Origin of the sequence: Acinetobacter junii CIP 64.5 (assembly GCF_000368765.1) — a bacterium.
Lineage (GTDB): Bacteria > Pseudomonadota > Gammaproteobacteria > Pseudomonadales > Moraxellaceae > Acinetobacter > Acinetobacter junii.
Genome location: NZ_KB849655.1, coordinates 833,596 through 858,830 on the forward strand (window position 1 = coordinate 833,596; position 25,235 = coordinate 858,830).

The window sequence follows — 25,235 nt, forward strand, 5'->3', positions numbered from 1 at the left end:
TTTTAAGGTCACTCTTTGTGCCTGATAAAAAATGGCGAAAACAAGAAGAACCTCAATTGAGGTTCTTCTTGTGATATTTGTGGGACAGCAGTGCCCGAAGGCTCTTCTTTTCACTGTAAAAATATCAACCGAAACGACCTGTAATATATGCTTCAGTTAATTGATGATCTGGCTGAGTAAATATTTTCTCAGTTGAGTTCACTTCGATCAAATCACCTAAATGGAAGTAAGCAGTACGATCAGATACACGAGCTGCTTGTTGCATTGAGTGCGTTACAATGGCAATCGTATATTGCTCGGAAAGTTCAGAAATTAATTCTTCAATCTTCGCAGTTGCAATTGGATCAAGTGCTGAACACGGCTCATCCATTAAGATCACTTCAGGGCTTACTGCGATTGTACGTGCAATACATAAGCGTTGTTGCTGACCACCTGACAAACCTGTTCCTGGCTGACTCAAACGATCTTTCACTTCTTCCCACAGACCAGCTTTACGTAAACTGTTTTCAACGATTTCTTCCAAATCGTATTTATCACGAGCTAAGCCATGTAGCTTAGGACCATAAGCTACGTTATCGAAAATTGATTTAGGAAATGGATTCGGTTTTTGGAATACCATACCAACTTGCGCACGTAGTAGAACCACATCAAGATTTGGATCATAAATATCTTGATTATCTAGAGTGACTTTACCTGTTACGCGACAAGTATCAATCGTATCATTCATGCGATTCAAAGTACGCAAGAAAGTCGATTTACCACACCCTGATGGACCAATAAAAGCAATCACTTCATTTTGATAGATATCAAGATCAATACCTTTAATCGCTTCAGTTTCACCATAGTAAACATGAACATCTTTGGTCATGATTTTTACTTCATTGCTTTTAGGCTTTTTATTTGATGAAGCCGTTTCAAACTGAGAAACAAAAGCAGTATTAGATTGCTGAACTTGTGCTTCAGATGAATTCGATTCTGTTTGCTGTGGATTCACTGACTTATCCTTTTCTAATGCGTTCATAATTTCAATCGTATTCATTGTACTCTCCTCAATTACCAACGCACTTCAAATTTCTTACGTAGCCAAATAGCAAGGCTGTTTAAACCAATCATCAATGCTAGAAGCACAATAATCGCTGCTGCTGTACGTCCTTCAAAGAAGTTACGTAGTTCATTACCTTGCCACAAATATACTTGTACAGGCAATGCTGTTGCTTGATCAAGTGGTGATGTCGGAACACTTGCAACGAAGGCACTCATACCAATCAGGAGTAATGGCGCTGTTTCACCCAATGCGTGTGCTACACCAATAATCGAACCTGTCATAATGCCAGGAAGCGCGAGTGGCAATACATGATGGAAGACTGTTTGTACTTTCGATGCACCTAAACCTAATGCAGCTTGACGGATAGATGGTGGTACTGCCTTCAATGATGCACGTGTGGTAATGATTACAGTTGGCAGTGTCATTAGACTTAAAACCAAACCACCCACCAACGGAGCTGAAAGTGGCAGTTGCATCCATCCGATAAAGATAGCAGCACCTAACAAACCAAACACAATCGAAGGAACAGCAGCCAAGTTATTAATATTTACTTCGATGATGTCTGTCATCATATTCTTCGGCGCAAATTCTTCTAAATAAATGGCACTTGCAACCCCAATTGGAATAGAGATCACGATCACGATGAGCATCATGAACAATGAACCCATGAATGCACCAGCCAAACCACTGATTGCAGGAGAACTACGAGAGTCAGGGCTAACAAATAAGTTGGTATTAAACGTACTTTCAATGATCCCTTTTGCTTCTAACTGATCAGCGAGTTGACGTACTTCTGGATCAAGTTGTTGCTGATCATCAGGCAATGAACGATTAATATTTCCAGATAACCATACATCGACATTGGCATCTGCCAAGAATTTAAGTTCTTGCTTAGTGCCAATTAATGCTGGATTTTCAAGAACCATATCACGTAAACGGTATGCTTCAGAGCTAGTATACATACCAGTCAAATAATCACGTTGCGACTCAAGTGCTGGGTCTTTAGCAACAATACCATTTACGATCAATGCATCCCAATCCACCATACCCATCTCAGTTTGCCAAGCAACAAAGCGCTCTTCAAAATGAGCTGGCGACTCACCCGCAGTTGGTTTTGGTTTCGGTCCTGCATTAATGATCGTAGGGTCAAAATAAACAGGAACTGTCATACTACTCTGCCAGAAAGCTGGTAAGCCTCTCGCTAAAATACTTCCGAATAGTAAAGCCACAAATGCCAAACCAATCACGACTGCAGAGAAACCACCCAGACGGAACATTTTTTCTTTGCGATGACGTTTTGCCAACGAGCTTTGGATAACTTTTTTGCGCTGTTCACGTTGTTCAGCAGCCACTTGAGGATCAAACGCATTTGGATCCAAAGGAGATGTCTTTGATGAACTCATTCGTATTGCTCACGATATTTGCGCACGATATACAGTGCAATAATGTTTAGACCCAAAGTAATCACAAACAACGTTAAACCTAGGGCAAATGCAACCAATGCTTGTGGACTTGCGAAATCTGTATCGCCAGTTAACTGTTTTACAATCGTTACCGTCACTGTTGAAACAGCTTCTAATGGGTTTGCATGTAGTAATGGGCTATTCCCTGCTGCGAGTACCACAATCATGGTCTCACCAACAGCACGAGAAACAGCAAGTAAAAATGCGCCTGTAATACCAGGAAGTGCAGCAGGTAAAACAACTTGTCTAATCGTTTCAGATTTTGTAGCACCCAAACCCAAAGAACCATCACGGAGTGAACGTGGAACTTGAGTAATGATGTCATCTGATAATGATGATACGAATGGGATAATCATAATTCCCATAACAAAGCCAGCAGTCAAAGCACTTGTCGCATTGATATTAATACCAACACTTTCACCTACCATTTTGAAGAATGGTCCGATGACCATAAGTGCAAATACACCGTAAACAATAGTAGGAATACCTGCTAATACTTCAATAATTGGTTTTGCCCAAGCACGTAGCTTTGGAGATGCATATTCTGCCAAGTAAATTGCAATCATTAAGCCAATCGGAACCGCAACAAGTAATGCGATACCACTGACCATTAATGTCCCCCAAAGTAATGGCAAAATTCCATAACTGCCTTCAGCATTTCCTGTTGTGCTGAAACCTGGGTTCCATTCTGTACCGAAGAAGAAATCAGTAGGACTGACAAATTTAAAGAAATGTAATGCTTCTGTCAGCATCGAAAGAACGATACCAATAGTTGTTAAAATCGCAACACCAGAACATAGAATCAAGGCAACGTTAATTGTTTTTTCAACCTGATTTCGTGCACGATATTGCTCACTAACTTTACGCTTTGCCCAAACTAAACCAGCTAACGCGACACTGATAACTACAGCTAACTTAGCAAAAGTCCCAATCGTTTGAAATTTTGCTAATTGTTGTGCAGCAGCAACTTCATAAGCCGCAGCTTGATCCGTGACACCAAAACCTGAAGCAATGGCTTGAACACGATCAATTAATACATCACGCCCTGCTTCATCTAAAGTTGCACTGACGGATGCTGGGATATTGTTAAAAATAATATGTTGTAAAACACTCGGCTCAACCAAGTTCCAAATTATCAAAATTAAAAAAGCAGGAATACCACACCACAAGGCAACCAAAGCCCCGTAATACACAGGACGAGAATGTAGTGCTACTGAGTTATTCCCCTTACCTGCTAGGTTACGGCTTTTGCTCAGCCCGATTTGATATGCGATTGCCACAAGGGCTAATAACACACCGATAAGTAGCAGATTCATGTAATCTCCACTGTTTTCTCAACTTTCATCATTTGAAAAAACTTAGCTAGACAAAAAGGCCGATGAACCTAAGTCTCACCAGCCTCCGTTATTAAGTAAACTTATTTAACTGTTTTACCAGCTTTAAAATCAGCAAGGATTTTTGCACGTTCTTTGTCACTCAAAGCGATCAAACCAGCTTTTTCTAACTTAGAGCCTTTACCAGATACTTTCTTGTTTAAGAAGTATTCTACGTATTGTGGTAAACCTTTGATTGACTTCAAGTGTTCGCCTTTCACATAGAAGAACAATGGGCGAGAAACTGGGTACTGACCACTTAAAATTGTCTTCTCAGAAGGAACAACGTTGTTTACAGTTGCAACACGTAACTTGTCACGGTTCAAGTCATAGAAGCCAAGACCAAATACACCTACAGCGCTTGGTGAAGTCTTTAAGCGAGCAAGAGTTTCTGTATAGTCACCAGCAATTTCGATTACGCGACCATCTTTACGGAATGTAGAGCACGCTTTTTTCTGAGCTTCTTTGTCTAAGTTTTTGAAGTAATCATAAGCTTCACAACCTGCTTCAACCATTTTCTCTTGGAATACTTCACGCGTACCGTGGTTAGATGCAGGAATAACTAAAGTAATCGGCTCATTTGGTAAAGATTTATCAATTTGGTTCCAAGTTGTATATGGGTTTGGAACTAATTTACCATTTGAAGGTAATTGAGCAGATAATGCTGTGAATACGTGATAAGGTTTTAATTTATACGCAGCTTTTTTTACATTTGATGCAAATACGATACCGTCATAACCAATTTTGATTTCTTGGATTTGGTTTACGCCAGCTTTTTTACATGCAGCGATTTCAGTATCTTTGATAGCACGTGAAGAGTTCGCGATATCAATTGTGTTGTCGCCAACACCTTGACAGAATTGTTTCAAACCACCTGAAGAACCGCCTGAACCAACAACTGGTGCTTTGAATTGTGGGAAAGTATTACCAAATTCTTCTGCAACAATACTTGCATAAGGTAATACAGTTGATGAACCAGCAATTTGAATCGTATCACGAGCTGCGTTAGCAGTTCCTGCTACAGTTGCCCCAGATACAGCTAATGCAAGTGCGATATAACGTGGATTTAAGCGCATTCTGTCTTCTCTCATTTATACAATTTGATTTACAACTCTTTTAACTTCAAGTGTTGTACTTTGGTTAACTGCATTTTGATCAGATAATATGACAAATAGGTTACAACTTTGTGACGCTTTGATGATAATTGATGTGAGGTGTAAAAATTAATTAAATATTAATAAATATCAATCATATATATAAATAATTTTATCGTTAAAAAATTGATATTTTCAGCAGAACTGCAATATTTCATTGAATTATTACATCCTCTGCTCGATTTTTAAAGGAAATACGCATCCATTAGGGTCTGTTGACATTTACTGTTCATAATTAAACCTATAAAGGTAGCCATAAAAATATACAGGCTAAGGCAACAGCACTTTGATAATTTCTTTTGAGCTTGTCATATCGAGTAGCTATCCCTCTAAATTGTTTTAATCTACAAAACATATTTTCAACTAAATGCCTGATTTTATATAAATACCAGTCCATATGATCATTGTTCGATTGGCTATTTATTTTCTTTGGTATATTCGCTTTTGTTCCTTTTTTTCTGATCTGCTCACGCAGTGGTTCTGAATCATAGCCTTTATCTGCGCATACCACTTCTGTCTCTTTTAAATCTAATGTTGCTATTAAATCAGGTGCAACTTTGATGTCATGTGTAGTGCCATCGGTAATCATGAAATCAATAGGATTGCCATGTGAATCAACAATCAAATGTATTTTTGAGGAGTTTCCTCCTACACTTTTAGAAATGGATTGATTCGCTATACCGGCAGAATGTTGATGAGCACGTACGTGAGAGCCATCAATAAAAATCCACTCCATATCGGGGCATGATGCTAATAATTTGAATAATCTAAGCAACTTACCGCTGCTTGACCAACGATTAAAACGTTTGAAAATAGAGTTTGATTGACCGAAATAGGAAGGAATATCTCGCCACGGACAGCCTGTTCTAATTCTATAGAGAATAGCTTCAATAAAATTACGTAAATTTGAGTTGTGATGAATAGATAAATTACGCAAAATAGTTTTCAACTTTTGCCAGTGTTGATCTGTCAGCATGGTACGAGGCATAGCGAATAGTAAAATTGGGTTTGGCGATTTGATTTTACTACTTCGCTATTTTTTTAAGCTAAAAGTGTCAACACACCCTAATTGAAAAAATATTGCGACTAAGATTTAAAGCATTTTTTCCACAGCAAAATAGTATGACAATTTTATTAATTCAAATATGGTCTAAAAACCAAACAATTCCAACATTTTTGAATTTAAAAGTATGTTTTTAGATTTCTTTAAACTCATCGAATGATCAAAAATAGTACACCTAAATAAAGAGTGTGTTCTAAAAAAATCAACAATCTATTCAGTTTATTGAAATTTCTTAGAACAGTGTATTGATCTATATTCATTTTAAATGAATAGAAAGCTGAGATCATGAATACCAAAACAATTGCGACATTTAACCCAGATTTACCGATCCATATGACCTTTCCTGAGCATGACTAGCACTTACTTTCACAACACTGGTATCCAATTGCCTTAGCACGTGATATTACAGAACAGCCTACTGCTACGATGCTCTTGGATATGCCATTAGTAATTTATAAAACAGCCGATCAAGTTATTGTTGCAAAGGATGCTTGTCCTCACCGTGGTGTTCCTCTAAGTCTAGGGCGCAATGATGGTCTTGGTATAGTCTGTCGCTATCATGGTTTACGTTTTGGCGAAGATGGAAAATGCAATCGAATTCCTGCGCACCCACAGCATAAAATATCGGATCGCTTCCATTTAAAAACATATGCCGCTACTGAAAAATATGGGTTGATCTGGTGTTGCTTAACCGCTCCGTTAAATGAAAAACCCAATATTCCACATATGCCCTATTGGGATGATTCAAATTTCCAACAACTGGTTTGTCCATTTGTAGATTTAAATTGTTTTGCTGGTCGTCAGCTAGAAGGCTTCATTGATGTGGCTCATTTTGCTTGGGTACATCCTGATACTTTTGGTGATCCTGACAATGTTGAAGTTCCTGATTACATAACAACCGAGACCAATTATGGTTTTGATGCAGACTATCTCAGCAGTGTTGGTCGTTATCCAATTGGGATTGACCAACGTGGCAAAGAAGGTTTTCAATGGCTAAGACATTTCGAAATCAGTCTTCCTTTCACTGCAACACTAACTATCCATTTTCCCCACAATAGTAAGCAAGTAATTATGAATGCAGCGAGTCCTGTATCTGCTCGTCAAACGCGCTTATTTGCTCCAATCTGTCGGAATTATGATAAAGATCTCCCTGTTGAAGATGCTTATAAATTTAACTTAGCTATATTTGAAGAAGACAGACTAATTGTCGAGACGCAAAAACCTGAATATCTTCCATTAGATCTCTCTATGGAAGCTCATTTTCCAGCCGATCGCAGTTCAAGCATGTATCGAAAACTATTGCGAAAAATGGGATTCAGTCCAATTTTTGCAGCTTAATATTACTTTATATAAATTTATAAATAAAAAAGAGGTCTTTCAAAGACCTCTTTTTTATTGGTATATCAAATTAAATTGCAATTAATCGATCGCAGGAACATAAGTACCAGCAACGATTGCATCTTTAATACGATCAGCTTCTGCAAGCACAAGCGCAAGAAGATTTTGAACGTTTTCAAGCGTTGCAACTGGACTTAAAGTTGTCATTTTCAATGATTGAACCTGACCAACTTTAGTCACACCAATATTCGCCTCACCTCGTGCAAATAATTCATCTGCAACGTTTTGGTTCAAACTATCGATAAACTCAGTTGGATAACCTTCTGGAACAACACGGAACAGAACAGAAGCAAATTGTGGTTCAACCAACAATTCTAGACCTGCGGTTGCTTTGATGTAGTCTGCAACTTCACGTGTTAATTTCACACCGTGGTCGATCATTGAACCATAAAGCTCTTCACCTAATGCTTCAACTGTCATCCACAATTTCAATGCATCAAAACGACGAGTCGTTTGCAATGATTTAGACACAAGGTTAGGTACACCATGCTCTTCATCATAAGCAGAGTTTAAATACTCAGCTTCATAATGCATAAAGCGATAGTTAGCCTCGTCTTTCAACAAGAAAGCGCCACAACTAATGCTTTGGAAATAATGCTTATGGAAATCAAGTGTGATTGAGTCTGACAATTCAATTCCATCAAGCATTGTACGATGATCATTAGAAAGAATCAGCGCACCACCCCAAGCAGCATCAATATGCATCCAAGAACCAAATTTATTGGTAATTTCACGGATTTTCTTGAGAGGATCAATTGCACCAGCATCTGTCGTACCCGCTGTAGCAACAACACAAGCAACGATTTTGCCTTCAGACTGAAGATGTGCCATGGTTTTTTCGAGTGCATCGACATCCATTTGCGCATTTTCATTGACAGGAACAGTCACAACTGACTGGAAGCCCATCCCCATCATTGCCATGTTCTTTTGCACAGAGAAGTGTGCATTTTCAGAACAAATGACTTTGACGTTTTTCATTGCTTCTGCAGGAATACCATCACGCTGAACAGACCATGGATTACCATTTTCATCTTTCCAGTTTTTTGAGATACACCAGTCACGTGCAAGCAATACACCCATCAAGTTAGACTGTGTTCCACCTGAAGTGAATACACCTGCTTGACCTGCGCCATAGCCCACTTTTTGGCGTAACCAATCAATAAGCTGAACTTCCATCAATGAACCCGCTGGGCTTTGATCCCATGAATCCATAGATTGGTTCGTTGCATTGATTAACACTTCCGCAATTTGGCTCATCACCATCGTTGGGCAATGCAAATGTGCAAGTGAGTGTGGATGATGTACTTTTAAACTTTTGTTGAGGAAAAGCTCAACCATACGTTGTAATGATTGTTGTACACCTAAACCTTCTTTTGATGGATTAAAAGAAATTGCTGCACGCAAATCTTTAATACTTCCACCTGTGTACATTTTATCATTTTGCAACCATGCTGAAACGGCTTTAACCGCTTCGCCCATTGCTGACTGATAGTCAGCAATGGATTGTGCATCATTGCAGAGTAACGCTTTACGATGTTCTGCAAAATCAACCATGGATTAGCCTCGTACTGCTTTTAAAGCTTCTGCAATCGCTTTTTTGAAGCGTGCAACTACTTCAACACATTCGTCTTGATTGATGATAAGTGGGCAAAGTAAACGAATTACAGTACCGTTACGACCACCTTTCTCAAGTAAAAGTTTATTGTTGAAACAAGCGGTTTGAATTGCCGCAGCTAATTGTGCATCAGCAGGAAGTGAACCCATATGGTCAGCTGGTTTACGCTCATCAACGATTTCAACGCCGATCATCAAACCACGACCACGGACATTACCGATACATGGGAATTCTTGAGCTAACTTTTTGAATTCAGCTTGTAAGAAATCACCACGCTCTTGCGCGTTTTGAGCTAGGTTTTGTTCAGAAATAGTTTTTAGAACCATTAAACCTGTACCCATTGCCAACTGGTTGCCACGGAAAGTACCCGTGTGACCTGCTGGCTGCCAAGCATCAAACTTACGCTTAATACCAAGCACTGCTAATGGTAAACCACCACCTACAGCTTTTGACATCACCACAACATCAGGCTCGATACCTGCATGTTCAAAGGCAAACATTTTACCTGAACGTGCAAAACCAGCTTGAACTTCGTCCAAAATTAAAACGATGTTGTGCTTTTCAGTCACTTCACGAATTTTTTGTAACCACTTAACAGGTGCAGTTACGACACCGCCTTCACCTTGAATTGCTTCAAGAATCACAGCAGCAGGTTTCGTTACACCACTTTCAACGTCTTCGATGAAATTTTCAAAGAAGTAAGTCAAAGCATCAACACCCGCTTCACCACCTAAACCAAGTGGGCAACGATATTCATGTGGATATGGCATAAACTGAACGCCAGGCATAAGACCATTCACGGCATTTTTAGCACTCAAGTTACCTGTCATAGACAGTGAACCATGAGTCATACCGTGGTATCCACCTGAAAAACTGATCACAGAACTACGACCAGTATATGTTTTAGCAAGTTTAATCGCCGCTTCTGTAGCATCTGCACCAGATGGTCCACAGAACTGTAAGCAATATTCTTCTTTACCGCCTGGCAAGTAAGCCAAAAGTGCTTCAGTAAAAGCATCTTTTAAAGGAGTCGTTAAGTCTAAAGTATGCAAAGGCAAACCACTTGCCAATGTATCTTGAATACTTTGAATCACCGCAGGATGATTATGACCTAAAGCCAATGTTCCTGCCCCAGCTAAACAGTCGAGGTATTGAGTACCCTCAACATCTGTAACCCAGCAGCCCTGTGCTTTCGCTATCGCTAACGGTAATTTACGTGGATAACTACGAACATTTGATTCCATCTGACTTTGGCGAGTCAAATAATATTCGTTGGATGCATTAGCGGCAGGGTTTACGGAAGTAACGCTCATATCGAATTACCATCTCTGATATGGGTAAAAGAAATAAGTCTGGTGACTTGCGGTCGTTTGACTCGGTGCTTTTTAGAATCTAGTGCAGACAAAATGTTTTATATCTTTCAACTAGGTGCGAGATGATACCTAATTTTGAAATAAAATAAACTCTTTTTATGCCTGACATTCATCTAATATTATTGAAAAAATGTTTCTTTCAATTAACTATGATGAATTATCATCATACTATGTGACAAGCGAAAGAAAGTATGCTTTTTTTATCTACATATTAATTTTTAGATAAATGGTCAAAATCACCATCATAACTATTTATTATTTAAATATTTTTATTTTATTTTCTTATTGCAAAACATCTCAAATTTATTACAAAGACACCACAAAATCTGCAGAAGTTCAACATCAGTTCTTTTTAATATGAAAGTTGTAAAAATAATTTGTTAATCGTCACTTTAAGGAAAAATTTATGCGTACTTTAGCACTCGCTTCGATGATGTTAGGTGCAGCTCTCAGTTCAAGCGCATTTGCCCAAGATTCCAACCAATTAAACTATAATATCGTCAATATCCAAGCTGATGCATCACGCCAAGTTGCCAATGATCAAATGCAGGCTGTTCTGTACATCGAAAAGAGTCATAAGCAACCTGCCGAACTCTCCAATCAAATCAATCAACTGATGAATCAAGCTCAAGCTCTTTCTCGAAAATATCCTCAAGTCAAAGTCGAAACGGGTGCTCAAAGCACTTATCCTATTTATGACAATGACAACAATAAATTAAAAGAATGGCGTGCACGTGCAGAAATCCAGTTAGAAAGTAAGGACTTCAAGGCGGCAAGTCAGCTATTCAGTGAACTGCAACAAAATTTTCAAACTCAATCTATTAACTTTACCGTATCTGATGAGCAACGAAAGAAAGTTGAAAATGAGTTAATGATTGAGGCTTCTAAAAACTTTCAACAGCGTGCTCTATCAATCACGCAAGCGTGGAACAAAGCACAATATAATCTTGTCAGTTTAAATTTAAATACGAGCAATTACTTCCCTCAACCCATGATGCGTGGTGGCGTTGCAAAATTTGCAATGGCAGAAGCTGCTCCTGCTCAAGATATGGCTGCGGGTGAGTCAAAAATTATCGTAAATGCTAATGGTTCGATTCAATTCAAATAATTTTTGAATGGGCATAAATACAAGAAAAGGCATGTAATATGCCTTTTCTTCACTCTATCTCAGCTAAGTTTTGTAAAGAATCCCATGCAGCTTTAGCCAACATTTCCCGATAAATTTTCGGATTCGTATCAACCTTTTCAAATAACCAAGCACGGCAATAGTTTTCTGTTGCACCAATCACTAAAGACATCATTAACTCTGCTGGAGCTGATTTCAATAAAGATGCTTCAGAATACTGTGAAATGTAGTTGCGTAGCGTTTTATTTCTGAGCTTATTCTTTTCAATTAGAACCGAACGGTGTTCACCTTTCATCACACTGTAATGTGCAAGTAATAAAAATTTAGCGAACTCTGGCTGATCAGCAACCCAATCAACATAACTATAAATCAAGCTATAGATCAGTTCTTTTAAAGATTGCGTCTGCTCTAAGTATTGATCTCTTAATCTTGATTGATCATCTAAAGCTGCAAACACTAAAGCGGCAATTACACCCTCTTTATTTTTGAAATGATGATAGATCCCTCCTACACTGCTTTCTGAACGTTCTCTAATCATCTCAATGCTAGTGGCATCTAATCCAAACTCTAAAAAACACGATAACGCATCAAATAATATTTGACGCTTTAATAAAGATCTTCGTTGAGGATACAACCTTTCTAATAATTGTTGAGCCGTTTGCATATTCAATTTGAGTTCACCGATTGTCGGAACTATTGTGAATGACTTGACCATAATTTGTAAACAGAATTATATTCTGTAAAAGAATTAAATTCTGTTTTCCATTAAGGTAATTTAATATGGCTTCAACTCTAGAATTGTGGAATAAAGCTTCTGCTTTACCCGCAGGCAAATGGACATTTACACGCATGCTTTGCCTAAAAGCACCATATTTCAGTAGTATTTCTCCGCTATTTGAAGAACTAAAGCCGAATTCGTGCAAAATTTCGATTAAGAAAAAACGTTCAGTGCTCAACCATATAGGAACTGTACACGCGATCGCGATGTGTAATATGGCTGAACTTGCCGGAGGAACAATGACCGAAGTTACCGTTCCTGCAACACATCGTTGGATTCCTAAAGGAATGACTGTTGAATATTTGAAAAAAGCGGAAACTGATTTGATCGCAATTGCCTCACCTGTTGAACAAAATTATGATTGGGATAAAGCAGGTGAATATCTTGTGAATGTCGATGTTTTCGACAAAGCCAATGAAAAAGTTTTCCACGCAAAAATTACAATGTGGATTTCTAAAAAGAAATAAAAAAAGCCCTGATATAAAAAATATCGGGGCTTTTTTTGAATCAGGGATTACTTTTAAAAAGGTAATGCATATTTGAAGATACGTCCCACAACTTCGCCAAATTGCTTTACAAAGCTTGCATTGTTGTAATTCAAACCATATTTTTTACAAACCGCTTCAACTTTTGGTGCGATTTCACGGTAACGGCGTGCAGGAATATCTGGGAACAAATGATGTTCAATTTGATGGCTCAAATGTCCCGTCAAAATATGAAAAGCCTCCGATCCTGTTAAATTTGACGAACCGCGTATTTGTCGCATATACCAATGACCACGGCTTTCATTTTGTAGAACTGCTTTAGGGAAAACTTCAGCATCTTTAGTAAAATGTCCGCAGAAAATAATACTAAATGTCCAGATATTACGAAGACCATTGGCAACAAGATTACCCGTGAAAACAGGAATCGCCGATGGACCAGCAATCAATGGAAAAAACACATAATCTTTAAACAGTTGCTTCGCGATTTTCTTTTGCACAGGTTTCCATTCCTGCTTAAACTCGTCCATGGTCTTACGCTTGTAGACAACTTTACCTAATTCAAGATTTTGAATTGCAACACCCCATTGGAACAATAAGCTAAATGGCACGATATAAATTGGTTGAATTAAAGTAAATTTAGTCCAACGTTGTTCTGGAAATAAACGAAATACCCCATAACCTACATCATCATCCATCCCCTTAACATTGGTATAAGTATGATGTTTATAATTATGAGTTTGACGCCAGTTATCCGATGTCCCAACTGTATCCCACTCGTATGTTTGACCATTAAATTTTGGATCATTCATCCAGTCATATTGTCCATGCATCACATTATGACCCAATTCCATATTTTCCATGATTTTGGCATAGCCTAATAAGCCAGTACCTAATAGCCAAGCTGGTGGAAACCATCCAGCAAAGAGTAATGCGCGACCTAAGAAACTACTATATCGAATAGACGCATAAACTCGACGAATATACTTCGCGTCTTTCTCGCCTAAATCATTTAGTACTTCTTGTTTGATTTGGTCTAATTCACGGGCAAAAGCATCTAACTCAGCAGCAGTTAAATCACGGTTTTTTGGATTTTCAAAATATTGAACTTTAACAGGCATGTTCATAATCTTTATCTCTCTTATAGATCAATCACAAGATCTGATTGAGCTGAATTCACACAAATTTTTAATAACTGAGTCGGTTCTTGATTTGCAGCACCATTCAGCAAGTTCTTTGTCGCACCTTGGGCTTTAGTACAGGCACATTTGTTGCAAATTCCCATACGACAACCATGATTTGGCTTGATACCTTGCTGTTCTAAGCTCGATAAAATGGACTGACCTTTAGGAATGGCGACTGTTTTATTGGACTTAGTCAACGTGACATTAATGAAGCCAATATCTGTTTGCTCAGCACTAAATTGACTTAAGCTAAAAGCCTCAGTCTGTACGACGGCAGCCTCAGCAAATAAAGATTCTGCTGTTGAAGCAAATCCTGAGGGACCACATGCGTAAACGGTAATTTCATTTAACGCACCCAAAGTTTCGACATGATTTTGGTTTAGGCGTTGATCTTGTTCTTGGGTATAGAAAATCTGATAACAGAAATTTGGAAAGTTTTCTGCGATCTCTTTTAAATAATCTGTGTATGCAGCGTCCTGATGAGTTTTGACCCAGTACATAAGTTGTACAGGTGTTTTGTTCAATTGCTTGGTCTGACTCAAACTTTCGATCAAGCTCAACATCGGTGTAATACCACTGCCCGCAGCGAGTAAAAGTAACTTTGGTGTCTGAATACTCTGTTGCATATCACCATATGGTTGTCCCAAACGAAGGATATCTCCAACTTGGCTTTTTTCGACCAACCATGAACTGACCAAACCTTGATCAACTTTTTTGACTGTTAAGCACAGATGATCAGCATCTAACTGCATCAGACTATATGTCCGTTCGTAATGACGACCTGCAATTTCAACCGTTACAGGATGGTGTTGCCCTGCGAGTCCACGTGCTACAAGACGATTACATTCTAAAATAAGGCTAACTGTATCTTTTGCTACAACTTGTTTTTTTACGACACGTGCTAGGGACTGACTGATTGACCATAAAGGGTTAACTTTTTGCAACCAAAAATCAGCATCGTGATGTGCTATTACACTTAGAACCAATGAATTAAATAATGAAGTTCTCTTTTGGAGTGCTTGCATGATCGGGAACTCTGATCGTTTTTTAATTATTATACATATGTATATATATTTGTATATACACTCGTATAAAAATTTACATTTCACAAGTCTATGTACAACAGCTATAATCCTGACTAGCTAACTTATATTTTGAAAACAATGGTTCATTCTTCTTTTTTACCGCTTGGCAATGACACAGTAAATGAACAAGATGTCATCCAAATGAAATCTCAAGTACGTTCGGTTGGTAGAAAAGCAACGATTACGCGTGAGGAATTGTTCCAAGCGACCTTAAACTTGATCGGTCCTCAAAAAAGTATCGCTTCTCTTAGTCTTCGTGAGATAGCCCGTGAAGCAGGGATTGCACCAAATAGCTTTTATCGTCATTTCAAAGACATTGATGAACTTGCGATTGCATTGATAGACCGCTCTGGTTTGGTATTGCGCCGTATCATTCGTGAAGCTCGACTGCAAGCCTCTAAACAACAAAGTATTATTCGCAGTTCTGTTGAAGTCTTTATCCAGCAATTGGATGCAGATGAAGGCAACTTAAGTTTGTTGTTGCGTGAAGGTTATACAGGTTCAACATCGTACAAAGCTGCTGTTGATCGCCAACTCAATTTTTTCCAACAAGAACTCCAAGAAGATCTAATCCGCTTAGAACAAATGAATAATGGCAAAATTAGTCATGCTGATATTGCCGCAAAAGCGATTACACAACTCGTATTTAATATGGGTGCAAAAGTTATTGAGATACCTGCTGAACAGCGCACCGAAGTTGCTGAACAAACCATGATTATGATTCGTATGATCTTGGAAGGTGCACGTCATTTAGATGAATCAAGTATTCGATAATACTTGTTCATCACTGCACGACAAGCCGCTTCGCCTCATCGGGTGAAATCTCAGTATTAAAGCGAATTTGCTCTTCAATAATTTGTACAGGAATAAATCGAACCTGCACGACAGTCGGATTACTTCGATCATCTGCTGGCATCATCTGATTCAGTTGCTTGATTTGACTGAGCGTAGGTACCGTATCCCCTCGCACGACAACTCGGATTAAGGTGTATTGCTTTTGCTGCTCGAACTGAATAGTGTCGATAATATTATTTTTTTGATTTAGTAATTGCTCAATCGCAGTTTTAGATTTAGTTTCATACATTTGTTTTTGCAACATATGTATGAAATTAGCAGATAAATAAATTGCGAGTATCAAAAGGAAAATTAAGCTGATTGCATTTCTTTTGATAAATTCCAAAACATTACTTTGTACTTGTTCATTTGAACCACGTCTGAAACCTGCAATCCACAACACGAGTGAAGAACTAATCTGAATAGCAACCATATTGGTTAAAGCCAATAAAAATGCATTTGCTGAATGACGTAATTCCGCATGGGCTAACAATATGCCACTTGCCACTAATGGTGGAACCAATGCAGTCGCCACAGCAACACCAACCACCGCTACAGATAATCTTGGTGAAATTGAAGCAAACGCTCCTGCTGCACCGCCTGCTAAGGCAATCATCAAATCAATTACTGTCGGCTGAGTTCGAGATAAAATTTCACTAGTTAAAGGCATATTGAAGTTAATCAAACCCAATACGACACCAATACTAAAAATCATCACCACGCCCAGTGCTAGGGTTTTCAGAGCGGTTTGTAATAGAATCCACCGATTATCAATAAATGCTAGTGCAATTCCTGAAATGGGCCCCAACATCATTGCAACCAGCATTGCTCCTATTACAACTGCGGCTGAGTCTGCCAACAATCCATAACCAGCAATCACTGCTGCTAAGGCATTCATAATAAAATACGTTTTGGTTGGCAAAGCATCTGCCTGAATATTTAGTCGTACATGCTTATGATCAATTTTCCTAGAATTTTCTCTTAAGGCTTGTTTATATCTAAGCTTTTCCTTTAAACGTTCTATATGGGCCTGTTCAGGATGATCATTAATGACGATTGTAGGTCTATCTTTTTCATTTTCCATTGTTTTTATACTCATCTCATAAACAGAAGTTTCAGGCAAAGTCTTAATTTACTTTTTGGTTGATTATTTAAATCATGCTTAGTTCAACCTTACTCTAACACCATGTAATTACAATAGAAAAAATATTTAAACTCACCATAATTTACAAAAGGGTTAAGAATTAAAACACTCCTTCTGCAGAGCGCGGGTTAAGCTGAAACTTGAAATAGATCATTCGTTTAATTCATCAAATTTCACATACAATAATTGAATGAGGTAACTATGAATTCTTCAGCAGCTCTAAAAGTATATACACGTAATAATTTAGATGATTCGATTAAAGAAGCAACGGTCAAAATTCTAAATCAAATTCTTGCTAATCTGATTGATTTATCACTACTTACTAAACAAGCACATTGGAATATGCGTGGTAGTAATTTTATTGCAGTCCATGAAATGTTAGATATGTTCCGCACCTCAATCATTACCCATCTAGACAATGTCGCTGAGCGTGCTGTGCAAATTGGTGGAACAGCATTGGGTACAACCCAAACAGTTGCTGAAAGTTCACATCTTAAACCGTATCCTGTCGCGATTCATGCTGTACAAGACCACTTGAAAGAATTGGCAGATCGTTATGGTGTAGTCGCAAATCATCTACGTGATACGATTGAAGATATTAAAGACCCAATTTCTGAAGATATTATTCATGCAGCTTTAGAAGACTTAGATCAGTATTTATGGTTCTTAGAAGCCAATATTGACCAAAACTAAGTTTAGTTTATTCAAGACAAAAAAGAGGACAATTCAGTCCTCTTTTTTATCAGCGCTAATTATGGTTTAACCACAACCAGTACTTGAATCGCTTCTGGGGTAACAGAAAGTCCATCAAGTAGTCCTAAACCTTCTTTTTGGAATTTCTGTAAACGCTCAATTTCATCTTGGCGAATACTTGGATTGAATTGCTTCAGATAAGTTAAACGGTCAATTTCATATTGCCATTTACTACTGTAGTGCTCTTTCGCTTGCTGCATCAATTCAGGTAACGATGTTTTAGCAATATCCAAAGCTTGAGCATAACGTGTCTCAATCACATCACGGCGCGCTTTCACCACCTGACGGCAGCTATTACCATCTAAATGGTGCAAGTATGGACGTAAAATACTTGGATCAATCTTGGCAGATAAATCTTGACCATTTTCGCTCAATAAAACACGGATCAACTGCTTTGGAAGGCTTGATGGTAAGTTCAGGGCTTTTGGTGCAACCACATCCACCTTAAACCAAACTTCCAACAGAACTGAACCTTGTTTTAATGCATTTGATTTCAACAACGCAACATTGGTACTACCAAATGATTGTGTGCGGATCATTTCCATCACACTTTCAATAAATGGATGCTCAAGTGTCAAATACTGCGCATCTTCACGAATCTGAGCCTGATCACGGTAGAAAGTCGCTGTCATACCTTCTTCGTCTAAGGTCAAACCTTGAACTTGCATTTGATCAGTAGGCTTAATGATTACAGTACCATTGCTTTGCTCATCAAAATCGATATTGGTAGATGACATAAAACGTTTAACAAACATCGGCAAAGTCGTATTGTCATCATAATCTTCGAGTGCTTGTACAATACCTTGTGCAACCACTGGACGACATGAATTGTATTCTAGCAATCTGTCGCGACCAGCTTGTAATTCAGCTTCCAAAGCTTGACGTTGTACATTCACCTCTTCAAGTAAATCTTCAAAAGTCTGACCTTGATCAGCAAGCAAACAATCTTTCAACTCAACAATAAAGTTCTCTTGCAAGGTTTGCGCAGTTGGAGAGATATTGCTGAAAATATTAAGTGCTTCGTTGTACCAACGGAACATACGCTCTTGAGCGGTGCCTACCAAATATGGCACATGAATTTGGATACGGTTTTCTTGACCAATACGATCTAGTCGACCAATACGCTGTTCGAGCACATCAGGGTTTGCAGGCAAATCAAATAAAATTAAATCACTGGCAAACTGGAAGTTACGCCCTTCTGAACCAATTTCAGAGCACAGTAAAATCTGAGCACCATAACTATCTTCAGCAAAATATGCGGCGGCTTGGTCACGCTCTAATAAGCTCATGCCTTCATGGAACATTGCTGTACGAATGCCCGCATGTAAACGTAGGGCATTCTCTAAAGCTTCAACTACAGGTCCACTACGTGCGATCAACAATACTTTTTTGTGCTTGAGATCTTTACGCAGTACTTCCATCAACCAAGGCACACGAGGATCAGTTTCCATCCAAGAACCATCGAGCTGTCCCTCTTCAGGCCACATTTGCTCTCGCATTTTGCCGTCAAAAGACCAGTCTTCTGGTGCAGGCAATGGTGCAGGTTGACAGTCACGACCTGGGAAACCTTGAATCGCTTCACGGGTGTTACGGAATAAAATACGACCTGTACCATGACGGTCTAGTAACTCATGGATCGCTCGCATACGTTGTTCTGGCTGATCATCAATGCGATGACCCAATAAGCCGTCAAGTGCGACCAAATGCTCTTCAGTCAATGCCTCGTCAGACATCAATACTTCTGCTATTTTCGCAGTATGCTGATATTGTTCTTCTTCGTCGAGGAAGCGATCTAAACTGCTAAAACGTTGTGGATCCAACAAACGAAGTCGCGCAAAGTGACTTTCTACACCTAGTTGCTCTGGTGTGGCAGTAAGCAAAAGCATACCTGCTGTTTGTTCAGCGAGTTCTTCTACTAAATCATACCGATCATTACCGCCGTCTTCTTCACTCCACATTAAGTGATGTGCTTCATCTACGACGAGTAAGTCAAAGCCAGCTTCTACGGCTTGCTCACGTAAGTCTTCATGGTCAACCATCAAATCAACACTGGCAATAATACATTGCTCAGTTAAAAATGGATTGAGATCAGGATCGTGTTCTTTTATCGAAGCAGTACGTGTTAAATCGAAAAGTGAAAATTGCAAATTGAAACGACGGCGCATTTCAATCATCCATTGATACTGCAATGAATCAGGAACCAAAATCAGAATACGTTCTGAGCGACCCGTTTTTAATTGTTGATGGATGATTAAACCAGCTTCAATGGTTTTACCTAGCCCCACTTCATCTGCTAACAAAACACGTGGCGCAAAACGCTTACCCACTTCGTGAGCGATATAAAGTTGATGTGGAATCAATCCAACACGAGCGCCAAGGAAACCACGTAAAGGACTAGTATGCATTTGCGCTTGTAATAGCATCGCTTCGATACGAAGGTCATACCATTCTTTATAATCAATTTGACTAGCAAGCAAACGCTCTAAAGGTTTTGAAAGCTGAATTTGCGCACCAATACGTGTTTCATTCAATGATTTTCGTTCTTGCTCGCCATTTTCTAAAGTACGAACAACATCATAACGAAGCACTCCATGACGATCTTCGATTGCTTCAACAATCCACTTGGTGCCTTCTTGATCTTGCACTTCATCGTTTACATTGAAAATGATACGAGATAAAGGTGCATTGTTACGTGCATACACACGTGTTTCATCACTTTTGGGGAATAAAATGCTGATAGAACGTTCATCCACATCAATAAGAACGCCTAAACCTAGTTCAGTTTCTGTATCTGATAACCAACGTTGACCAATAGCAAACTGCTGCAATTTTTCCACCTTTATCTCAAGTTAGCCTACATATTGTAGTGCCTAATTCAACGAAGAATTAATGCATTTTATGTAGTTTTCAACGATATGTATTTTGACACAAAGCGCGTTCAAATAGCGCGCATCACATCATGTTTCATAAAAAAGTTTTGGGCTAAAACGGTACAGGACAATTGAATGTCAACTGCTGAGCTGTTTTAGGATGAGTGAAGCTTAGTTCTGTCGCATGTAAACACAAACGATCATAAAGCTGTTGTTGTTCTGGCGTAGCATACAAAGTATCACCTAGAATCGGGTGACCTAAATACTGCATATGCACACGAAGCTGATGCGAACGACCTGTAATCGGAACGAGTTGGACTCGGGTTACAGGATGTCCATTAATTTCTAGATGTTCGATGACTTGCCATTCTGTTAATGCTGGTTTGTGATGCGATGCATCAACGATATGCAATGGCGGACGACTTGGATCATAAATCACTGGTATATCGACGATACCTTCACCTTCGAGATGTCCAGCAACCAAAGCTTGGTAAATTTTTGAGGTTTGACGATCTTGGAATTGGCGAGATATATGACTCTGCCCAAATTTAGATAAACCAAAAACGAGTATTCCTGAAGTATCCCGATCTAAACGGTGAATCAGTAAAGTTTTTGGCTCTAGTTTTAATAAGCGATTGATTAAACAATCTTGCAAATCAGGTGTTTTTCCAGGTACGGTGAGTAGCCCTGCGGGTTTATGGATCACCATAAAATCTTCATCACGATGAATCAAATGTTCACTTAGAAAATCACTCAAGGTAGCCTTCCAACGACTCGATGAAAACAAGCGGGCAATCATAAAAAGCTTAGACTAGAAATACAATGAAAAAATCGATTTAATTCTAATTTTTTATTACATATCTAAAAAACACCACAACAATAGTCATGGTGTTTCCTGATATCTGAAATTAACCAGAAGCTTTCATTTCAGCAAATGTTTCTTTTGCAGCTTGAATCGTTTCTGCAATATCTTGATCAGAGTGTACTGAAGAAATAAATCCTGCTTCAAATGCAGATGGTGCAAGATATACGCCACGCTTTAACATGCCATGGAAGAACTTCTTAAACGCACCCACATCACAGGCTAACATGGAATCAAAACTTGTGATGTCATCTTGATCCGTGAAATACAAACCAAACATTCCACCTACTTGCTGAGTTTTGAATGGAATACCAGCTTCATCTGCTGCAACTTGTAAACCAGCAAGCAGTTTTTCTAATTGTGCAGCTAATTTGTCATAGAATTCAGGTTCACGTAGATGCTTAAACATCGCAATACCCGCACGCATTGCCAAAGGATTTCCTGACAATGTCCCTGCCTGATACACGCCGCCTAGCGGTGCGATACACTCCATGATTTCACGTTTACCACCAAAAGCACCCACTGGTAATCCTGCACCAATGATTTTACCTAAAGTCGTTAAATCTGGTTTTACCTTATAGACTGATTGTGCTCCACCAAGAGCAACACGAAAACCTGTCATTACTTCATCAATAATGAAGACTGATTTATATTCATCACACACATCACGAATTGCTTGCAAGAACCCGTCAATCGGCGTTACTAAATTCATGTTGCCTGCTACAGGTTCAATGATTACACCTGCAATCTCATGACCAAACTTACTAAAACACTCGTTCAATGCTTCAATATTGTTATACGGCAAAGTTAAAGTATGTTTTGCAAAATCAACAGGTACACCTTTAGAAGTCGGCTCTCCCTCACCCAAAGTAAGTAAACCTGAACCTGCTTTAACTAATAACGAATCAGAGTGACCATGATAACAACCCTCGAATTTCACAATCTTGTCACGTCCTGTATAACCACGTGCCAAGCGAATTGCGGTCATTGTCGCTTCAGTTCCTGAACTGGTCATACGAACCATTTCGATTGAAGGCATAATTTCGCAAATCGTGTCTGCTAAAGTAGTTTCATGCACGGTTGGCGCACCAAAACTTAAGCCATCCTCAGCTGCGATTTGCACCGCTTTAATAATATCAGGATGTGCATGACCTAAGATCATTGGTCCCCATGAACCTACATAGTCAATATATCGTTTGCCATCAACATCCCACAGGTACGCACCTTTCGCTTTCTCAATAAAAACTGGCGTACCGCCTACACCGTTAAATGCACGTACAGGTGAATTTACGCCACCTGGAATATGTTTATTCGCCTGTTTAAATAACTGTTCTTGCTTTGGAGATAAACTCATATGAGGCTCAACCTAAATCGAAATAATGGGGATTGACTAAAGTCCCAACTTGTGAACACACAGAATTATGCAAATAATTTCGCCCATGCGCTGACACGAGCAGGAATTTCGGCTGTTGATCGCCCTAATATATCACTAATTACTGCACAAAGGCTTGCTCCAGCCTCTATCACGACTTGAGAATTTTCAACAGTTAAACCTCCAATCGCACAAATTGGCACATCATATTTTTGTTGAGCCTGTTTAATGACTTCGATTCCCACATTGCCCGCTTCTGGTTTAGTTGATGTCGCATAGACAGCACCAAATGCTACATAAGTCGCGCCTTCAGAAATTGCTTTTGCTGCCAAGTCTAATGAGTTTAAGCAAGTACGTCCGATAATTACTCCTTGGGGTAAACGCTTAATCGCATCAGTAATTTCACCATCGGACTGCCCTAGATGCACACCTAAACCAAATTGTTCTGCTAACGCCAAATCATCATTAATGACAAAAGGGACTTGATATTTTTCACTCAGGACTTTGATCAACTCCACTTCAGATGGTTGATTTATTTTTTCTATTTTTTTTCGACGATATTGCAAAATAGCTATATGACCAGTAGCTAGTGCAGCCTCTAACTTTTCTAAAAGAAGCTGAATGGGATCATCATTGGTGATGAGGTATAAACCACGCATGAAAATTTCACTAAAAAAACGTTAGTTTCAGGGTATATTTTCTTATTTAAAAATTAAAGATCTAGAATGTAGTAAGAATCATATTTCTTGATGTTATGTATTTTAAATGACATATAACACGATAATTTTGGAACAAGAATTATAAGTCACTTATTAATTCTTAAAATAAATTCCGTAATGAACACACAGAACAAATGCCAATCAAGACCGTTACATTTCTAAATGGCTCATATGAATAAATCACATGTATTTCTAAATGGCGTATGCCGCCATGAACACGCTTACTTTTATTGGTCAATATTGCTTTATTTTCTAAATGGCGTGTGCCGCCATGAACATTCGCTAATAAAACCCATACCATGAATTGCTTTTCTAAATGGCGTATGCCGCCATGAACTACTATACCCGCAGCACATCCCTGCGCTGTAATTTCTAAATGGCGTATGCCGCCATGAACATTCAGCTTTATTTTTGCCACCCGTTGAATCATTTCTAAATGGCGTATGCCGCCATGAACAATGTCGGAGGAAATTACAAAGTCGGGGTGAATTTCTAAATGGCGTATGCCGCCATGAACTATCGTTTTGCTTACTCACATCACCCCCGAATTTTCTAAATGGCGTATGCCGCCATGAACCCCACCCGACATGGCTTAACATTAGCCTGTACTTTCTAAATGGCGTATGCCGCCATGAACCTTTTAATTTGGTTTTGGATTCAGGTCAAACATTTCTAAATGGCGTATGCCGCCATGAACTAAATCGTTTTACCCACCCAATAACACTAGATTTTCTAAATGGCGTATGCCGCCATGAACTTGAGGGTATTCGATTAAATGCTTATGACGATTTTCTAAATGGCGTATGCCGCCATGAACGCATCTTTCCAATCTGATCCCATGACTTTCGATTTCTAAATGGCGTATGCCGCCATGAACATACGTTGTCAGCAGTAGTGAGTGAGTATTTTTTTCTAAATGGCGTATGCCGCCATGAACTATTGATGAGTCGCCGCAGACACTGACAAATTTTTCTAAATGGCGTATGCCGCCATGAACTCTTTGACGACAATGGTCGGCCATTATCGGGTTTTCTAAATGGCGTATGCCGCCATGAACATGAACTTCTTGCCGTAGTTAATTCGCATTTTTTTCTAAATGGCGTATGCCGCCATGAACCGTTTAATTTCTTCATCACCCTTCTCCGTCACTTTCTAAATGGCGTATGCCGCCATGAACATTTAACTATTGCTGAACGTGAATACTTAAAATTTCTAAATGGCGTATGCCGCCATGAACTCACTAGTAATTACTGTTGCTCGCTCTGATTGTTTCTAAATGGCGTATGCCGCCATGAACATTCGCATGGATTCAGAACGCTTCCACACCATTTTCTAAATGGCGTATGCCGCCATGAACCCAATGTTGATGCAGTGAATCCAATTTCTATTTTTCTAAATGGCGTATGCCGCCATGAACTACAGAGGAAATGCTAGGTTCAATTGCTCGATTTTCTAAATGGCGTATGCCGCCATGAACTTTCTCAAAATCAGGCGATTGTACATCGTTAATTTCTAAATGGCGTATGCCGCCATGAACATCTC

The 25,235-nt window shown here is 39.0% G+C and carries 19 protein-coding genes, 1 pseudogene and 1 CRISPR repeat array; of the genes and pseudogenes, 5 read left to right on the forward strand and 15 right to left on the reverse strand.

The window, feature by feature from the left end; genetic code table 11:
* Positions 1–124: 124 nt before the first annotated feature.
* The 5 genes from pstB to F948_RS09730 all read right to left on the reverse strand — a co-directional run bounded on the left by pstB (position 125) and on the right by F948_RS09730 (position 6,023).
* Complete coding sequence (pstB, locus tag F948_RS09710) at positions 125–1,039, reverse strand: phosphate ABC transporter ATP-binding protein PstB (protein WP_004912527.1); 915 nt, start codon at positions 1,037–1,039, stop codon at positions 125–127.
* A 14-nt stretch (positions 1,040–1,053) separates the two neighbouring features.
* Positions 1,054–2,448 carry a phosphate ABC transporter permease PstA gene (gene pstA / locus F948_RS09715; protein WP_004963192.1) on the reverse strand — a complete coding sequence of 465 codons (1,395 nt, stop codon included), beginning with the start codon at positions 2,446–2,448 and terminating at the stop codon, positions 1,054–1,056.
* On the reverse strand, positions 2,445–3,824 hold the full coding sequence (gene pstC, locus F948_RS09720; protein WP_004912533.1) for a phosphate ABC transporter permease subunit PstC: 1,380 nt from the start codon (positions 3,822–3,824) through the stop codon (positions 2,445–2,447). Before pstC ends, pstA begins: the two co-directional genes overlap by 4 nt.
* A gap of 101 nt (positions 3,825–3,925) precedes the next feature.
* Positions 3,926–4,957: a substrate-binding domain-containing protein gene (locus tag F948_RS09725; protein WP_004963196.1), complete on the reverse strand. Its 1,032-nt coding sequence runs from the start codon at positions 4,955–4,957 to the stop codon at positions 3,926–3,928.
* 319 nt (positions 4,958–5,276) lie between these two features.
* Positions 5,277–6,023 carry an IS5 family transposase gene (locus F948_RS09730; protein WP_004963199.1) on the reverse strand — a complete coding sequence of 249 codons (747 nt, stop codon included), beginning with the start codon at positions 6,021–6,023 and terminating at the stop codon, positions 5,277–5,279.
* A 360-nt stretch (positions 6,024–6,383) separates the two neighbouring features.
* Between F948_RS09730 and F948_RS09735 the strand changes: the two are divergent.
* A pseudogene (locus tag F948_RS09735) lies at positions 6,384–7,436 on the forward strand (Rieske 2Fe-2S domain-containing protein).
* An 81-nt stretch (positions 7,437–7,517) separates the two neighbouring features.
* Here F948_RS09735 and F948_RS09740 read toward each other — a convergent pair.
* The gene (locus tag F948_RS09740; protein WP_004963206.1) at positions 7,518–9,050 is read right to left on the reverse strand and encodes a pyridoxal phosphate-dependent decarboxylase family protein; all 1,533 of its coding nucleotides are present in this window, start codon (positions 9,048–9,050) and stop codon (positions 7,518–7,520) included.
* A 3-nt stretch (positions 9,051–9,053) separates the two neighbouring features.
* Complete coding sequence (locus tag F948_RS09745; RefSeq protein ID WP_004755817.1) at positions 9,054–10,424, reverse strand: diaminobutyrate--2-oxoglutarate transaminase; 1,371 nt, start codon at positions 10,422–10,424, stop codon at positions 9,054–9,056.
* Between the two features lie 466 nt (positions 10,425–10,890).
* Between F948_RS09745 and F948_RS09750 the strand changes: the two genes are divergently transcribed.
* Entirely contained in the window at positions 10,891–11,592 is a 702-nt protein-coding gene (locus F948_RS09750) for an SIMPL domain-containing protein (RefSeq protein ID WP_004963208.1), read from the forward strand.
* A gap of 49 nt (positions 11,593–11,641) precedes the next feature.
* Here the strand turns inward: F948_RS09750 and F948_RS09755 are convergent, their stop codons facing one another.
* On the reverse strand, positions 11,642–12,274 hold the full coding sequence (locus tag F948_RS09755; RefSeq protein ID WP_017397537.1) for a TetR/AcrR family transcriptional regulator: 633 nt from the start codon (positions 12,272–12,274) through the stop codon (positions 11,642–11,644).
* Between the two features lie 116 nt (positions 12,275–12,390).
* Between F948_RS09755 and F948_RS09760 the strand changes: the two genes are divergently transcribed.
* Positions 12,391–12,855 (forward strand): hotdog fold domain-containing protein, encoded by a 465-nt coding sequence (locus F948_RS09760; RefSeq protein WP_004912553.1) that lies wholly within the window; start codon positions 12,391–12,393, stop codon positions 12,853–12,855.
* A gap of 53 nt (positions 12,856–12,908) precedes the next feature.
* On the opposite strand, the gene F948_RS09765 is transcribed toward F948_RS09760, so the two are convergent.
* Together F948_RS09765 and F948_RS09770 are read right to left on the reverse strand one after the other, a co-directional pair.
* Complete coding sequence (locus F948_RS09765) at positions 12,909–13,997, reverse strand: fatty acid desaturase family protein (RefSeq protein ID WP_004963213.1); 1,089 nt, start codon at positions 13,995–13,997, stop codon at positions 12,909–12,911.
* A 14-nt stretch (positions 13,998–14,011) separates the two neighbouring features.
* Entirely contained in the window at positions 14,012–15,079 is a 1,068-nt protein-coding gene (locus tag F948_RS09770) for a ferredoxin reductase (protein WP_004963216.1), read from the reverse strand.
* A 138-nt stretch (positions 15,080–15,217) separates the two neighbouring features.
* On the opposite strand from F948_RS09770, the gene fabR reads away from it, so the two are divergent.
* Entirely contained in the window at positions 15,218–15,913 is a 696-nt protein-coding gene (fabR, locus tag F948_RS09775; protein WP_004912559.1) for an HTH-type transcriptional repressor FabR, read from the forward strand.
* A 10-nt stretch (positions 15,914–15,923) separates the two neighbouring features.
* Here fabR and F948_RS09780 read toward each other — a convergent pair whose 3' ends face one another.
* A complete protein-coding gene (locus tag F948_RS09780) occupies positions 15,924–17,057 on the reverse strand; it encodes a TIGR00341 family protein (RefSeq protein WP_004956260.1) in 1,134 nt (377 codons plus the stop codon).
* Between the two features lie 261 nt (positions 17,058–17,318).
* Here F948_RS09780 and dps point away from each other — a divergent pair, with 261 nt between their 5' ends.
* Positions 17,319–17,810, forward strand: coding sequence for a DNA starvation/stationary phase protection protein Dps (gene dps, locus F948_RS09785; RefSeq protein WP_004912565.1), 492 nt, complete (start codon positions 17,319–17,321; stop codon positions 17,808–17,810).
* A gap of 59 nt (positions 17,811–17,869) precedes the next feature.
* Here the strand turns inward: dps and rapA are convergent, their stop codons facing one another.
* From rapA to thiE, 4 genes are all read right to left on the reverse strand, one after another.
* Complete coding sequence (gene rapA / locus F948_RS09790) at positions 17,870–20,707, reverse strand: RNA polymerase-associated protein RapA (protein WP_004963221.1); 2,838 nt, start codon at positions 20,705–20,707, stop codon at positions 17,870–17,872.
* A gap of 145 nt (positions 20,708–20,852) precedes the next feature.
* Positions 20,853–21,497 carry an RluA family pseudouridine synthase gene (locus F948_RS09795; RefSeq protein ID WP_171057542.1) on the reverse strand — a complete coding sequence of 215 codons (645 nt, stop codon included), beginning with the start codon at positions 21,495–21,497 and terminating at the stop codon, positions 20,853–20,855.
* Positions 21,498–21,648: 151 nt separating this feature from the next.
* Positions 21,649–22,956: a glutamate-1-semialdehyde 2,1-aminomutase gene (hemL, locus tag F948_RS09800; protein ID WP_004963223.1), complete on the reverse strand. Its 1,308-nt coding sequence runs from the start codon at positions 22,954–22,956 to the stop codon at positions 21,649–21,651.
* A gap of 65 nt (positions 22,957–23,021) precedes the next feature.
* Positions 23,022–23,633, reverse strand: coding sequence for a thiamine phosphate synthase (gene thiE, locus F948_RS09805; RefSeq protein ID WP_004963226.1), 612 nt, complete (start codon positions 23,631–23,633; stop codon positions 23,022–23,024).
* A gap of 249 nt (positions 23,634–23,882) precedes the next feature.
* Positions 23,883–25,230: direct repeats of the CRISPR family, unit length 28 nt; unit sequence TTTCTAAATGGCGTATGCCGCCATGAAC.
* Positions 25,231–25,235: the final 5 nt, after the last annotated feature.

Excerpts from the sequence above, each read along its gene's own strand:
- pstB (WP_004912527.1), bottom strand. The coding sequence starts at position 1,039 with ATGAATACGATTGAAATTATGAACGCATTAGAAAAGGATAAGTCAGTG.
- pstA (WP_004963192.1), bottom strand. The coding sequence starts at position 2,448 with ATGAGTTCATCAAAGACATCTCCTTTGGATCCAAATGCGTTTGATCCT.
- pstC (WP_004912533.1), bottom strand. The coding sequence starts at position 3,824 with ATGAATCTGCTACTTATCGGTGTGTTATTAGCCCTTGTGGCAATCGCA.
- F948_RS09725 (WP_004963196.1), bottom strand. The coding sequence starts at position 4,957 with ATGCGCTTAAATCCACGTTATATCGCACTTGCATTAGCTGTATCTGGG.
- F948_RS09730 (WP_004963199.1), bottom strand. The coding sequence starts at position 6,023 with ATGCCTCGTACCATGCTGACAGATCAACACTGGCAAAAGTTGAAAACT.
- F948_RS09740 (WP_004963206.1), bottom strand. The coding sequence starts at position 9,050 with ATGGTTGATTTTGCAGAACATCGTAAAGCGTTACTCTGCAATGATGCA.
- F948_RS09745 (WP_004755817.1), bottom strand. The coding sequence starts at position 10,424 with ATGAGCGTTACTTCCGTAAACCCTGCCGCTAATGCATCCAACGAATAT.
- F948_RS09750 (WP_004963208.1), top strand. The coding sequence starts at position 10,891 with ATGCGTACTTTAGCACTCGCTTCGATGATGTTAGGTGCAGCTCTCAGT.
- F948_RS09755 (WP_017397537.1), bottom strand. The coding sequence starts at position 12,274 with ATGCAAACGGCTCAACAATTATTAGAAAGGTTGTATCCTCAACGAAGA.
- F948_RS09760 (WP_004912553.1), top strand. The coding sequence starts at position 12,391 with ATGGCTTCAACTCTAGAATTGTGGAATAAAGCTTCTGCTTTACCCGCA.
- F948_RS09765 (WP_004963213.1), bottom strand. The coding sequence starts at position 13,997 with ATGAACATGCCTGTTAAAGTTCAATATTTTGAAAATCCAAAAAACCGT.
- F948_RS09770 (WP_004963216.1), bottom strand. The coding sequence starts at position 15,079 with ATGCAAGCACTCCAAAAGAGAACTTCATTATTTAATTCATTGGTTCTA.
- fabR (WP_004912559.1), top strand. The coding sequence starts at position 15,218 with ATGGTTCATTCTTCTTTTTTACCGCTTGGCAATGACACAGTAAATGAA.
- F948_RS09780 (WP_004956260.1), bottom strand. The coding sequence starts at position 17,057 with ATGGAAAATGAAAAAGATAGACCTACAATCGTCATTAATGATCATCCT.
- dps (WP_004912565.1), top strand. The coding sequence starts at position 17,319 with ATGAATTCTTCAGCAGCTCTAAAAGTATATACACGTAATAATTTAGAT.
- hemL (WP_004963223.1), bottom strand. The coding sequence starts at position 22,956 with ATGAGTTTATCTCCAAAGCAAGAACAGTTATTTAAACAGGCGAATAAA.
- thiE (WP_004963226.1), bottom strand. The coding sequence starts at position 23,633 with ATGCGTGGTTTATACCTCATCACCAATGATGATCCCATTCAGCTTCTT.